This window comes from Lactobacillus rodentium, assembly GCF_003423665.1.
Taxonomy (GTDB): domain Bacteria; phylum Bacillota; class Bacilli; order Lactobacillales; family Lactobacillaceae; genus Lactobacillus; species Lactobacillus rodentium.
This window is the reverse complement of sequence record NZ_BFBY01000003.1, coordinates 124,412-138,624: the sequence shown is the minus strand read 5'-3', so window position 1 is coordinate 138,624 and position 14,213 is coordinate 124,412. Positions and strand designations below refer to the sequence as shown.

Annotated in this window: 14 protein-coding genes; 2 read left to right on the top strand and 12 right to left on the bottom strand. The window is 32.1% G+C overall.

What is annotated here, in order from left to right:
- Positions 1 to 40 precede the first annotated feature (40 nt).
- The 3 genes from LrDSM24759_RS03155 to rpsO form a co-directional block, all read right to left on the bottom strand.
- Positions 41 to 898 (bottom strand): hypothetical protein, encoded by an 858-nt coding sequence (locus tag LrDSM24759_RS03155; protein WP_117118047.1) that lies wholly within the window; start codon positions 896 to 898, stop codon positions 41 to 43.
- A 4-nt stretch (positions 899 to 902) separates the two neighbouring features.
- Positions 903 to 2,753, bottom strand: a complete 1,851-nt coding sequence (locus LrDSM24759_RS03150) for a ribonuclease J (RefSeq protein WP_117118046.1) — start codon at positions 2,751 to 2,753, stop codon at positions 903 to 905.
- Between the two features lie 168 nt (positions 2,754 to 2,921).
- Complete coding sequence (gene rpsO, locus LrDSM24759_RS03145) at positions 2,922 to 3,191, bottom strand: 30S ribosomal protein S15 (protein ID WP_117118045.1); 270 nt, start codon at positions 3,189 to 3,191, stop codon at positions 2,922 to 2,924.
- 195 nt (positions 3,192 to 3,386) lie between these two features.
- Here rpsO and rpsT point away from each other — a divergent pair, with 195 nt between their 5' ends.
- The gene (gene rpsT / locus LrDSM24759_RS03140) at positions 3,387 to 3,644 is read left to right on the top strand and encodes a 30S ribosomal protein S20 (protein WP_117118044.1); all 258 of its coding nucleotides are present in this window, start codon (positions 3,387 to 3,389) and stop codon (positions 3,642 to 3,644) included.
- Positions 3,645 to 3,692: 48 nt separating this feature from the next.
- On the opposite strand, the gene holA is transcribed toward rpsT, so the two are convergent.
- From holA to typA, 9 genes are all read right to left on the bottom strand, one after another.
- Complete coding sequence (gene holA, locus LrDSM24759_RS03135) at positions 3,693 to 4,679, bottom strand: DNA polymerase III subunit delta (protein WP_117118043.1); 987 nt, start codon at positions 4,677 to 4,679, stop codon at positions 3,693 to 3,695.
- Positions 4,666 to 6,759, bottom strand: coding sequence for a DNA internalization-related competence protein ComEC/Rec2 (locus LrDSM24759_RS03130; protein ID WP_245953328.1), 2,094 nt, complete (start codon positions 6,757 to 6,759; stop codon positions 4,666 to 4,668). The genes holA and LrDSM24759_RS03130 overlap by 14 nt, the downstream gene beginning before the upstream one ends.
- Positions 6,760 to 6,919: 160 nt before the next feature.
- Positions 6,920 to 7,600, bottom strand: coding sequence for a ComEA family DNA-binding protein (locus tag LrDSM24759_RS03125; RefSeq protein ID WP_117118041.1), 681 nt, complete (start codon positions 7,598 to 7,600; stop codon positions 6,920 to 6,922).
- Positions 7,601 to 7,670: 70 nt separating this feature from the next.
- Complete coding sequence (locus LrDSM24759_RS03120; protein ID WP_117118040.1) at positions 7,671 to 8,693, bottom strand: SepM family pheromone-processing serine protease; 1,023 nt, start codon at positions 8,691 to 8,693, stop codon at positions 7,671 to 7,673.
- Positions 8,686 to 9,174, bottom strand: a complete 489-nt coding sequence (gene coaD, locus LrDSM24759_RS03115; RefSeq protein ID WP_117118039.1) for a pantetheine-phosphate adenylyltransferase — start codon at positions 9,172 to 9,174, stop codon at positions 8,686 to 8,688. Before coaD ends, LrDSM24759_RS03120 begins: the two co-directional genes overlap by 8 nt.
- Before the next feature lie 3 nt (positions 9,175 to 9,177).
- Complete coding sequence (gene rsmD, locus LrDSM24759_RS03110; protein ID WP_117118038.1) at positions 9,178 to 9,726, bottom strand: 16S rRNA (guanine(966)-N(2))-methyltransferase RsmD; 549 nt, start codon at positions 9,724 to 9,726, stop codon at positions 9,178 to 9,180.
- A complete protein-coding gene (locus LrDSM24759_RS03105; protein WP_117118037.1) occupies positions 9,723 to 10,058 on the bottom strand; it encodes a YlbG family protein in 336 nt (111 codons plus the stop codon). Before LrDSM24759_RS03105 ends, rsmD begins: the two co-directional genes overlap by 4 nt.
- On the bottom strand, positions 10,058 to 11,242 hold the full coding sequence (locus tag LrDSM24759_RS03100; RefSeq protein ID WP_117118036.1) for an FtsW/RodA/SpoVE family cell cycle protein: 1,185 nt from the start codon (positions 11,240 to 11,242) through the stop codon (positions 10,058 to 10,060). The genes LrDSM24759_RS03105 and LrDSM24759_RS03100 overlap by 1 nt, the downstream gene beginning before the upstream one ends.
- A gap of 101 nt (positions 11,243 to 11,343) precedes the next feature.
- Entirely contained in the window at positions 11,344 to 13,200 is a 1,857-nt protein-coding gene (gene typA, locus LrDSM24759_RS03095) for a translational GTPase TypA (RefSeq protein ID WP_117118035.1), read from the bottom strand.
- A gap of 259 nt (positions 13,201 to 13,459) precedes the next feature.
- Between typA and def the strand changes: the two genes are divergently transcribed.
- A complete protein-coding gene (gene def, locus LrDSM24759_RS03090; RefSeq protein ID WP_117118034.1) occupies positions 13,460 to 14,014 on the top strand; it encodes a peptide deformylase in 555 nt (184 codons plus the stop codon).
- Positions 14,015 to 14,213: the final 199 nt, after the last annotated feature.

The following is a 14,213-nucleotide window of genomic DNA, read 5'->3' as shown; positions in this document are numbered from 1 at the left end:
AAAAGTAAACCTTTTTAATTAGTAAAATTATTAAATATTTCTAATTGAAATTATCATTTAATTTTTCATTGGCTAAATAATTATAAATTTTATCCAATAACTTCTGATTTACTCCACCCTTTTTTTCCTCTAGATACTTTCTAAAATCATGTGCAAACTGATCTGGATGAGAAATATAATCACGTAACTTAGGATATAACATCCCCATTACAATATTCAATTCCCCTACCATCAGGGTTAACTTGCTTGGATCACGACGTAAATAATCCGCAATACTTATGCATACTTCTCGATAAATTGGATCCTTCTCCAGTAACATTGTTTGGTTAGGAATAAAACTTTTTATTTCGCCCAGTACTATTACTTGCATTTTTTGCTCTACTCCTAATTTAATGAGATCTTCACAAAGTGATAAGCGTAAAGCAAAATTTTGACTCGGATCAAGCAAAAGACTTTGTGCCAATAGAATAAAATTTTCTTTACTCAACTGAAATAACTTTAAATAATCTGCTTCAGTAATATTTTTTAAATACCGAAAATTTTTCATTAATTTTTGTTGGTCAGCTTCCGAAACTGGACTCACGGTTGGGTGAATTTCTTTGTGTAGTAAATGATTAAGTTGTAATTTTTCAATATTAAAATGTCTTGCTTTTAATATTGCTAAATATGTTTCAAATACTTTTTGATCTGAAAAAAGATCAGGCTCTTCTTTGATTAATGAATATGCCTGATCTGCTTTATTCTCACTCAAGTAAATTTCACTTAGTTCACACACAATGGCTGACTCATGTCCCAGTCTTAACGCCTCAAGCAAATATTGCTTAGCCTGAGGTAAATCATTATTTTCTTTAGCTTCGTGAGCTAAAGTTATGAGATTTTCTTGACTTGAACTTTTCATCTTTTTAAGCCTTCTTTTGTGCTAAGTTATTTTTACTATTTTGTTGATTATTATTTATTTTTTTACGTGGACGTCTATTTTTGGAATGAGTCGAATTAGAAACACGTGTACGACTAGGACGAGAATTTTTTTCTCTTATTTCTTCCTTAGCTTTATTTTGTTCATTACGTTTTACCATTGCACGATGTCTGTTTTGGTTAACTTCCATTACGACTGGCAAAACAACTGGACGACGTCCTGTTTGTTTATATAAAAACTTTTCGACACTATTTCTTACATCTTGCTTTAATTCAGTCCAATCAAAACGTTTATGTTCAAAATTATTAGCAATTGCTTCTTTAATAGCATCAACTGCACCATTCATCAATTCATGATTGGTTTTAATATAAACAAATCCACGAGTAGAAACTAAAGGTTCTGAAACAATTTTTTTCTTCTTTCGATCGATCGTTACGGCAGCAATAAAGACACCATCATCTGATAAAACTTCACGATCTCTTAAGACAATATTTCCTACATCCCCTACCCCAGATCCATCGATCATTGTATCTTCGCCAGGAACAGGATCACTAAGATAAAATCTGTCTTTTTCAAGTTTTAATACATCACCATTTTTAGTTAGGTAGATATCTTTAGGATCCATTCCTACTTCTACTGCTAGGTTTTTATGGAGTTCTAATAAACGATATTCACCAATTGCTGGAATTAAAAATTTAGGCTTCATGGTATCAATTAAGATTTGTAAATCTCGTCCAGTAGCATGTCCACTAGTATGACGTTCGCGCCCTAATTGTTTTACTGTACCGCCAGCACGATAAATCATATCGCTTGTTTGTGCCACCATAGTTTCTACTGAATGAGATGGTGTAGTAGCAATAAAGACTAAATCACCCTTTTTAATTTTAATTAAACGATGGCGATTAGTAGCCATTTTTTGTAATGATTTAAGTGGTTCTCCCATACGACCAGTTTCTAGAATTACTAATTCATTATCGGGAATCTTCTTTAAATCTTTACTATGAACAAGTAAGTCTTTTGGTACATCAAGATAGCCCAACTTCATTGCCGTATAAACAATTTTACCAATATCTCGTCCAGTTAAATAAACATGACGACCAGTTTTCGCTGCTGCGTGGAAGATTTCTTGAATTCTAACAATATTTGAAGCCTTTGAAGCAACAATAATTCTACCTTCTTGATTATTAAAGGTATTGAGGATGTAATTTTCAATTGATGACTGACGATCATTTGGAAATACTGCTTCAGCATTTGTTGAGTCGCTTAATAATGCCAAAACTCCTTTTTGTGAAATCTCAGATAATCTCACAAAATCAGTTCTATAACCTTCCTTAGCAGATGGATCGAACTTAAAGTCCCCAGTATAAACAATTTCTCCTTCTTTAGTAGAAATATCAATTCCTAAAGAATCAGGAAGTGAATGCGTTGTCTTGAAGAAAGATACACTAGCATTCTTAAAATCAATTTCAGTATCAGCATCAATTACATGAAATAAATTATTTTTTCGACGTTTATTTTCACGTTGAACGGCTATTTTTGCTAATTCTACGGTTAATTTCGAGCCAAAAACTGGAATATCATGATCACGCAAAATATATGGTAGTGCTCCGATAGCATCATCATGACCATGAGTTAAGAAAATTCCTGCAATGCGATCGCCATATTCTCTAAAGAAATCTAAATCAGGAATGACTACATCAATTCCAAGCATTGAACTATCAGGATACTTTAACCCTGCATCCATAATAAAAATTTCATCATCAACTTGGACAGCGTACATGTTCTTTCCATTTTCACGTACTCCACCCAACATCATTATCTTAATGTTTTGTGTCATAATTTTCTTCTTTCTAAATAATTATTCAATTTTCTTGTGGATCACTAAGATCAAAACGAAATTTGTCTAATTAATTTTAGCATATTAAGACAACATTTTAAAAGTTTACAAAAAAAGACAGACTCCAAATTGAGTCTGTCTTTTGTGTGCAATGCAAAATAACAATGATTAACGACGTAAACCTAATTGTTGGATTAAGTCACGGTAACGTTGAATATCCTTATTCTTTAAGTAACGAAGTAAGTTACGACGGTGACCAATCTTTTTAAGCAAACCACGGTATGAGTGGTGATCTTGCTTGTTTTCTTTTAAGTGTGCGTTTAAGTTGTTAATTTCATCAGTAAGTAATGCGATTTGAACTTCTGGTGAACCAGTATCACCATCGTGGCGAGCATACTTCTTAATTAATTCATCTTTTTGTTCTTTTGAAATTGCCATTAATATATACCTCTCTAAATCATAATTGCCATTAACATCGTTTACCGTTGGCGACGTGTAGACAGCGCTAATGGTTCCAACAGAGATATATATTACCCGGATTTTTTTAAAAAAGCAAGTACAATTTACCTTGCAAGCTTATGTCTCATTTAGTACAATTAACAGGTAAATCTATATTTTATCGAGGTGAAATTCATGCCACAAATTAAATCTGCAATCAAGCGTGTTAAAACTACTGCTACTGCTAACAAGCGTAACGCTTCTGAAATGAGTAAGTTGAGAACTGAAATTAGAAAGTTCAACGAAGCTGTTGAAGCTAAATCAAAAGATGTCCTCGAATTACAAATTAAAGCTGCTCGTGCTCTTGATAAGGCTGTTTCAAAAGGTCTTATTTCTAAGAATAAGGCAAACCGTGACAAGTCACGTATGGCTAAAAAAGTTGCTGCAAAATAATTTTATAATCATAAAAAGACAGGAGTTAAATCTCCTGTCTTTTTTGCTTTATATAGATAAAATAAACATTTCTAAATAGTTATTTCCTTGATAACGTCCACTTTTATAGCCATAATCTAATTCAATACTCTTTTGTACTAAAAGCTTTAACTTTTCCAGAGAAACTTTATTTTGCATCGCAAATTGAATTCGATATGGATTTGCTTTTAATTCATTTATAATTTGGTCTTTTGTCCAACGTCTATTTTGTAAAGTTTTGACGACCATTAAAAATTCTAATTGAGATTCAAAAATGGCCAAAAGTTGAATAGCACTATTTCCTTCACGCAAATGTTCATTAAGTCGTGTTATTGCCTGAGTATAATCTCCTTTAAGCGCAACCGTTAAGATTTCAAATACATTTTCTGATAAAGAACGATCAATATTTTGTTCTACTAAAGATTCTTTGATTGTTTGATTATCACTAATATTTTTTAACTTAACGTAATTACTTAAAGCTGTATCCAATACTTGATCACTTCGTTGAATTAATAATTGTAAGGCCTGATTAGTAAGAGTATAGCCTTCACTTTTACTAATACCTTTAATCAAACCACTTATTTCATATGGTCGAAATCTTGTTTCAACTAAATTTACTTGCTGTAACAAAGTTTTGACTATTTTTTTACGTTTATCTATTTTTTCATAACTAGCAATAAAAATAACTATATTATCTAACTCTTGTAAATGATCTAAGATTACTTGTAACTTATCAACTTGTTTTCTAAATTTTGTAGCAACTTTCGCTGTTAAAAAGAAAGGATTTTTAACAATAATAATTTTTTGCTGTGAAAACAGTGACGACTCAGTTAAACTGGCCATTAGTTCATCTAATCCATCTTCACTACAATCAATTATCGTTTGTTCTAAATCTTTAAATTTTTCCTGTTTAACAAAATCCTTGCTCACATACTCATTTAAATAAGCATCCGGTCCAAAAATTAAGGTATGAGGAATTTTTATATTTGATGGTGTAAAAAGATTAATTAGTGCCATGTAAAGGTCCTTGATTAAAAGTTGAAAATTTATTTTTTTGTGTAAAAGGAGAATAAGTCCATGTAATTGTACCACTATCTTGCGTAGTATAATATGGAATTTTTAACGTCTGTAAGGTCTCTAGCGTCTCTTGATGAGGATGACCGAAGCGGTTATTTCGTCCAGCTGAAATAAAGACAAGTTTAGGATTGATATTATGTAAAAATTCTGGATTTGAAGAAGTTTTACTTCCGTGATGACCTAACTTAAAATAGTCCACCTGAAGAGGAAAATGTTGCCACAGTCTTTGTTCTCCGGCTTGATCTAAATCCCCAGTAAAAAGCCAACTTTTCCCACCCAATCTAAACCATAACGATAGAGAATCTTCATTTTTGCCTGTTCCTGGCTTAAAGGGATGAACCGTATGCAAGTCAATGCCCTCTTCCTTAACAACATTGCCTGCAATAAGCGGAATTAATTTTGTATGATTAACTTTTCCTTTAATTCTTTTTATAAAAGATGGATTTTCATTTAATCCTTGAGCAAAATATAATTTTTTAACTGCTACCTGCTCCAATAAGGGACCTAAATCACCAATATGATCTGCATCTTGATGAGACAAGAAAACCCCATCTAAATGATCTATTCCTTGTGCATTCAGATAAGGCAAGGTAATACGATTAAATTGTGGTTCACTTTTCTTTTTGCCGAAATTTACTTTTCCACCTGTATCAATTAAATAAGCCTTTCTCCTCAAAGGCGTAGTAATTAGAATACTATCTCCTTGTCCAACATCAATAATTGATACTTGACCTTGCAAGGGAAAATGAATCGAAAAAAAGATACTACAGTATCCTATTCCTAAGGCTAGACAGAGACGATTTCTTATCTTTTTATTATGATAAAAAATAATCAAACTACTCGAAATTATTAATAAAAAGATTGTTTGCCACCAAGTAATTTTACCAAAAATAATCATGCCAAATTTAGTTTGGGCGACCATATTGATGCCATTCATTATTAATGTAAAAATTTTTTCAATAAAATAAGTCACAGCTGGTAAGAATTTATATGAGATTGCCCCTAAAAATGTTAATGGTAACAAACAAAAATTAAATACTGGTACAATCATAAGATTAAATATAATTGTAAAAATATTAAATTGATAAAAATTATTCAATAAAATTGGAGTAGTAAGTAAATTCAAAAAAAATCCTTGTTTAAGAGGATTCTTTTCACCAATAATTTCTAAACCTAGTACTAATAAATAAGATAGAATCGCACCACAATTAAGAAACAAGGTGGGTTTTATTCCTAAATGAATTATAGTAACTAAGCCCAAACGATCACCTTTAGCCAAAGGAATGTTTCCTAAAGCAAAAACTTTACCTAAAAAATACCCCAAACTTGCTCTAACAAACCCAGCTTGAAAATCTGCTAAGAAGATTTCAGCAATTAAAAATGTTGTACAAATAAATAAGGTTTCATATTCATCTCGCTTTAAGAGTGTACAAATTGTGGAAATAAAGACTGTATATAATCCAACATGTAACCCGGAAATACTTAAAAGATGAATTACACCTAAATTTCGATAATTATCTAAGATTATTTTATTTTTACTATCTGGATTTTCAGCTAGAATCATTTCACTAATCATAAAACTAACTATTCTTGGTAATTTAGCAAAATAATTTTTTAACTGATTACGAAAAACATGTAGATAATCAAAAAAATTCGCTTGCTTTATTCTTAGTTGATAATTTTTTAGACTTAAGCGTTCATAAATATTTTTGCTGCGATAATAATTGCGATAATCAAATTGTCCAAAATTAGTTGGAGGATCAAGTGGCTTTACTTCAGCACTAATATTTGATAAATAGAGTATTTGATTTCTCTTTAGAGCTAGTTCTAATTCTTTATTTGCAGGCATACTAATTAATATTTTATTTTTACCAATTTTACCTTCTCCACTGGCAAACCCGTCTTTGATATTTATTTGATCAGGATAAATTAAAATATCATTGTGTAAATCACAAGTAGAGTAAGATTTTGCTTTTACACTTAAACCTAAAAAAATAATTACTACGGTCAATGTTGTCACGACTAATTTCTTTTCATATTTAATGATGATTAATGAAAATAAATAGACAATAATTAGAAATCCAATACTATGCTGAATTTTTTGGTGTGCCGCAAATATACATAATGAAAATATGGATAAAAGGAAGCCCAGAAGAAATAAATAACCCGGATTTACACAGTTATAGAGCCAATTGATCCTTAAATTTTTCAAAAGTTTTTTCTCCAATACCAGAGACCTTTGTTATATCTTGGATTTGTTTAAAACCACCATTCGCATCCCGAAATTGAATAATTTGCTCAGCCCTCTTTTGGCCAACACCATTTAATTTTTGCAAATCAGATACCGTAGCACTATTCAAATGAATTTGTTCCTTAGAAGCATCTGTTGAATCACTTGATGCACCCTTATTTACGGTTGTATCACCTCTTGGTTCAATTTTTTCACCTTCATGTGGAATATATATTTGATCTTGGTCTTTTAATAATTGAGCGCGATTAATTGCCTTAACCTGAGCTTTTTCTGTTAACCCACCTGCTGCTTCAATTAAATCTAATAATCGGGCACCGTTTTTTAAGGTATAAACCCCTCCATGCTTGACAGCACCTGAAATATCACAAGTTACTTTAGTTGATGTCGTAGAATTAGTAACATTTGGCGCAGATGAAGAAGATGAGCTTATTTTGTCCGTCTCACTTTCCGTTTTTGCCGAACTTTGACTGGTTTGCGTTAATAAATTTGTATTATCAACTTCGGACTTTTGATTAGTACAATAATATAAAATACCGATAATTAATAAAACTCCAATAAAACAATATTTCTTATGTTCTTTAATAAAATCTTTGATTAATTGAAAATTCATTTTTTTCACCTCAAAGATAATTACGCAAATTTTTTTATTTTTAAATAAAAAAACTTTCTTACGAAAGCCTTTAATTTTTATGGCTTTTTATGTAAGAAAGTGCATCATCAAAATTATTAACAGGAATAATTTTCATTTTTGAATGAATTTTTTTAGTTGTCTTAACTGCTTCACTGTAATTAGTCTCGCTTTTTTTAATACCGGCCGGTTGATCCGTTGGAGCAAAAAATACTTTTATCCCCTTTTTATCAGCAGCAACAACTTTTTTATCAATTCCTCCAATCATCCCCACATGACCATTTTCATCTATTGTTCCAGTTCCAGCAATTTTATTGGTAGATAATTTTTCATGAGTAAAAATCTGATAGCAAGCCAAGCTAAACATTAATCCGGCAGAGGGACCTCCAATATTGCCAGCATCAATTCTAATTGAAGGTTTAGACGTTACTTGCGTGTGATCAACCAATTGGATTCCAATACCTGAGTGATTTGTACCAGTTAATGGGCTAACTTTACCGGTTAAATTTTTTACTTTTCCATTACGCAATACTTTAAGGTTAATTTTGGTCTTATTAGGCAGAGTTTTTATATAATCTTGTAATTGTGCTATCGAACTAACCTTAGTGTTATTGACGGCCACAATCGTATCTCCAACTTGAAGTTTATTTTTAAAATTTGAATGAGGCAAAATACTCATCACATATACACCTAAATATTTTTGTTGATATGGAACTTGAGCTTTTTTAGCAGCATAAGCAATTGCATTATTCTCACTTGTGCTCATATAGTATTTTTGCATTTCATTATATTCACTACTACTTGCATTGCCTCGTACTTGTTTTTGAGTATATCGACTATCATATGGTCTTAAATATGAAGTCAAATAATCAATCATTACTGCAGGCCGTTCAGAAACAGTAACAAAATAAAAATTAGAATAATTATATTTTGAGTTGGATTTTATTAAGTTACTTACTGGACTTGCTTGTCCAGGAGCATCAATAACATAATTTGTTGGCCATACGCAAAAGATAATTATGACAAAAAATGCTGCTAATACAAGCAGCCATTTTTTTATTTTTGATTTATTCATCTGATCTTACTTTCTTTTTTAAAGCAATTGCAACTTCTGGAGGCACCAATTTTGAAACATCCCCACCAAATAGCGCTGTTTCCTTAATCATGGAAGATGAAATAAAGCTATTTTCTGGTCCAGTCAGAAGAAAAATTGTATCTAATTCTGGAGCTAACGTTTTATTTATTTGTGCAATTTCACGTTCATAGTTAAAATCCGCATCATTTCTTAACCCTCTCACTATGGTAGAAGCTCCCAATTCTCGTGCTACTTCAATAGTTAATTCCTGTGGTCGCCCAATCACTTCAATTTTTTCATCTGCTTCAAAGATAGTACGAGCTAATTCAACCCGCTCTTGTTCATTAAAAAGATACTTTTTCTGCGTATTAGTCATGATTACTACATAAAGTTTATCAAACATTTTAGCCGCAGTTTGAATTGTTTCTAAGTGTCCATTAGTTAGGGGATCAAAACTTCCAGGAAAAATTGCCTTTACCATCACTTACGTCCTTTCATAGACTTTGACTTTTGTTCTGCCTAAATGATGATCTTTTTTTAGTTCAAATCCTTCAACCTCAGGTAAATCCGTATGTTCATCCGTTTCCGCTATTACAAGAGCATGGGGTGCTAATAAGTTATTTTCTAGTAATGTATTCATAACTTTAATAATTTTTTCTTTAGCATAGGGTGGATCTAAAAATACAAGATCAAAGATTTCTCCTTCTTCTGCAAATTGTTTCAAAGCTCTAAAATCACTTGTCTTAATAACTTTAAAACGCTCTGGTTCTTTAGTAAGATCAACATTTTTCTTAATTATTTTACATGCTTGACCACTAACATCAACTAAAAAGGCTTGATCATATCCTCGTGACACAGCTTCAATCCCTAATGCACCACTACCAGCATAAAGGTCTAAAACTTTTCCACCCGAAAAAAATTGTCCTAAAGAATTAAAAAGAGATTCCTTTACTTTATCACTGGTTGGACGTGTAGCATTACTTTTTAAAGTAAATAAATTTCTTTTAGCATATTTTCCTGAAATAATTCTCAATTATATGATTCACCCTTTTCTAACATTTGTTCTGCTTCATGACGAAGATCATTCATAAACTTTTCTTCATACTCAGCAGAAAAATTTAAGTTATCGTGTTGTGATTTTTCAACTCTTTTAACAAACTTTTCTTTTTTTAGTGTAGCTATAATCTTTTCTACTTGCTCCTGATCCACATAAATAATCACGTAGTTCTTCTTGCGTGAAAAATAAACAATATCACCAAAATGTCTTAACTTAAATTGATCTTTAGAATTATAAAGCCAAACAATCAGACTTTTACGTTTGTCCAGTTTTTTTTCTGAATTAGTATCTTTAAAAACTAGTCCCATTAGTGGATACGCTCACTTTCAATCACATATTTACGTTCACTTGCAGCTATATTTAAAACAATTCCTAAACCGGCTGTTAAAACAATCATTGAAGATCCACCATACGAAATAAAAGGTAATGTAACCCCTGTAATAGGTAATAATCCCAAAACGGCACCAACATTAAAGAGAGTTTCGGTAAAGATCATTGTTGTTACCCCGAAACATACCAAGGCATTAAATTGTGTATGGGCATGAATACCAACTTCCATAATTCGCCACATTAAAAAGAAGAGTAATGTCACAATTGCAATCGCACCAATTACACCCAATTCTTCTGCACTAATGGAAAGAATAAAGTCAGTGTAAGGTTCAGGTAAATAGCCACGTTTTTGCATTGAATTACCTAAACCTACTCCAAATAATCCTCCATTATGAATTGCATAATAGGAGTTAACTAATTGCGCACCACCAGTTTTTTCTAATTGAAACGGATGAGCAAAAGCAAGTAATCGCTGAAATTGGTAAGAACTTTTAATAAAGCCCGGTTCCCAAACAAGTAGTACAAATAACAAGATAATAATCGCTGCTACTAGAATTCCAAGCCATTGTAAAGCCATTTTTGTTGGTATTCCCGATACTGAGTACATGACGAAGACAATCATGAATAGAATGGCTGAACCCCCAAAATCTGGTTCAACAATAACAAGTGCAATCATCAAAAAAGAAATAATTGTTGGGCCGGAAAGGTTTTCTCTAATTTGTCCTGGAATAATTTTGCCATCTCTTCGGTCGAGGACATAAGCCAAATATAAAACAAGAGATAATTTTGCTAACTCAACTGGCTGAATATTAATAAACCCTAAGTTAATCCAACCAACTGCCCCATTAACAGCAGCTTGTCCATGACTAATAATCTTTAAGGCTACTAAAAATAAAAGCAATATAAAAGAAATTCCTAAATATGATAATACAAATTTTTTACTTTTGAAGATCTTCAATTTCATTCCAAAAGTTGGAATTCCAAACAAAACAAAAGCAGCCACAAAATAAATTATCTGGCGAGACATATAAACCGTTGATTTAAAGCCATTTACTAATAAAATATCAGAACTAGCTGAATAAACCATTATAATTCCTAATAAACAAAGAATTAGATAAGGAATTAAAATAGAATAATCTAAATATTTAACTTTTTTTCGCACGTTTGCTAACTCCCTTTTAGTTAATTGCTTTTATTATATCATGCCCTATTTTTAAAAAAGCCATAAAAAAAGACAAGGAGTTATTTCCTTGTCTTTTAAGCTTATTTACCGCGTTTCTTGTCGGCTTTCTTTCTTTCGTTTGTATTTAAGATCTTCTTACGTAAACGAACACTTTGTGGAGTAACTTCACAATATTCATCTTCATTTAAGAATTCAAGTGATTCTTCCAAAGTTAACTTCTTAGGAGTCTTGATTGAAGCTGAGTGGTCCTTACCAGAAGCACGAGTGTTAGTTAAGTTCTTACCTTTAGTAACGTTTACGGCAATATCACGTTCACGAGATGATTGACCAACAATCATACCTTCATAAACTTCAACACCTGCACCAATGAATAATTCACCACGTTGTTCAACTGATTGAAGTGAGTAAGTTGTTGATTGACCTTGGTTAATAGAAACTAAGGCACCATTACGACGACCTGGTTCCCAATTCTTAATTACTGGTGCATACTTTTCAAAAGTGTGGTTCATAATACCATAACCAGCTGTTTGAGACATAAATTCGTTGTTGTAACCAATCAAACCACGAGATGGAACTAAGAATTCTAATCTAGTTTGACCATTACCAGTTGATTCCATATTCTTCATTTCACCTTTTCTTTGTGAAAGAGAATCAATAACAGAACCAACATATTCATCAGGTGTATCAACTTGAACAGCTTCATATGGTTCACTCATTACACCATCAATTTCACGATAAATTACTTTAGGACGTGAAAGTTGTAATTCAAATCCTTCACGACGTAATTCTTCAACTAAAATTGAAAGGTGAAGTTCACCACGACCAGAAACAGTCCACGCATTAGTTCTATCAGTAGGTTCAACCTTGAGGGAAACATCAGTACGAGTTTCACGAATTAAGCGATCTTCAAGCTTCTTAGGTGTAACTTGATCACCTTCACGACCAGCAAATGGTGAATCGTTAGCAACGAAGTCCATTTGTAAAGTAGGTGGATCAATATTAAGAAGTGGTAAAGCTTCTGGTTTATCTGCTGATGCAATAGTTTCACCAACATAAATATCATTAATACCTGAAATAGCAATGATATCGCCAGCCTTAGCTTCTTTAATTTCATTACGCTTCAAACCAAAGTAACCAAATAACTTAGTTACTCTAAAGTTTTGAGTTGAACCGTCACGTTTCATAACTGTAACGTTATCACCAACTTTAACAGTTCCACGGAAGATACGACCAACACCGATACGACCAACATAGTCATCCCAATCAAGCATAGTAATTTGGAATTGTAATGGTTGATCAGCATTATCTTCAGGTGCTGGAATACTCTTAATAATAGTATCAAAAATTGGATCCATAGTTTCTTCTTGCTTACTTGGGTCAGAATCATAAGAAGAAGTACCGTTTAACGCACTAGCATAAACAACAGGGAAATCTAATTGTTCATCAGTAGCACCTAATTCGATAAATAATTCAAGAACTTCATCTAGAACTTCTTGAGGACGAGCACCTGGACGGTCAATCTTATTAATTACTACTACTGGTTTAACTCCAGCTTCTAATGCCTTTTTTAATACAAAACGTGTTTGAGGCATAGTACCTTCATAAGCGTCAACTAATAAAAGTGCTCCATCCACCATGTGCATGATACGCTCTACTTCTCCACCGAAGTCAGCGTGTCCTGGGGTATCCAAAATGTTAATAGTAGTATCACCATATTTAACAGCAGTATTTTTAGATAAAATGGTGATACCACGTTCACGTTCGATATCATTTGAATCCATTGCACGATCTTCAAGATTCATATGCTCTGGTAAAGTATCAGATTGTTTTAATAATTGGTTAACCAAAGTAGTTTTACCGTGGTCAACGTGCGCAATAATCGCAATATTTCTTACATCGTCTCTTGTTGCCAAAAGAAATTCCTCCCTGAATTTCATAAAAAAACTGTGACTTCAGTCACAGCTCTTCTATGCAAAAATAAAATTGCAGTTTGTTGAAGCTTTATATCTGTATAGTTTCAGTTGATGATTTTATCAAAATAATAACCTTTGGTCAATACGATTAGTTTCTATCAATAGATATTACTTCAATATTTTTTTAAAGTGTTATAAACTTAAATAAGTTATTTTATATTTCTATTTGACAATTTTAGATAAAAATATGTATTTTTAGTCTTAATTTAAGGAGAGTTTTATTTTGATCTTAATGCATGATATTGTTCGCGATGGCGATCCAGTTTTAAGAAAAGTAGCAAAACCTTTATCTTTCCCACTTTCTGATGAAGATAAAAAATTTGCTGAAGAGATGATGGAATACTTGGTTAACTCACAAGACCCAAAAATTGCTGAAAAACATCAATTACGAGCTGGAGTAGGTTTGGCTGCTCCACAAGTGGGTCGTAGTATTCAAATGGCTGCTTTACTTGTACCAAATAATGAAGGTGAAATAATTTTTAAAGAGGTTTTTGTGAACCCTAAAATTATTTCAGAATCTGTCAGACAAGCTTGCATTGCTGAAGGTGAAGGTTGTTTAAGTGTTGATCAAGATATTGAAGGTTATGTTCCTCGACCAGATAAGTTAAAGATTCATTATTATACTGTTGATGGTGAAGAAAAAACTATTCGTTTAAAAGATTACCCAGCAATTGTTGCTTCACACGAAATCGATCATCTGAATGGTCATTTATTCTATGATCGCATCAATAAAGAAAATCCTTTCAACCTTGCTGAAGATACAGTAGTAATTTCCTAACGATAACAAAAAATTATTGTTAAAAAAGGGATTAGAGTTATAACTCTAATCCCTTTTTTAACGTGCTTATAATTTAGCACTTTAAATATGTTCAATAAAAAAGTGCTAGCACCCTGCTAGCACTCCCATGTTACTTAAGAAGAATGAAGATACTTCTAATGTAGATGATAACCACTCATCTACACTAATAATAATACTT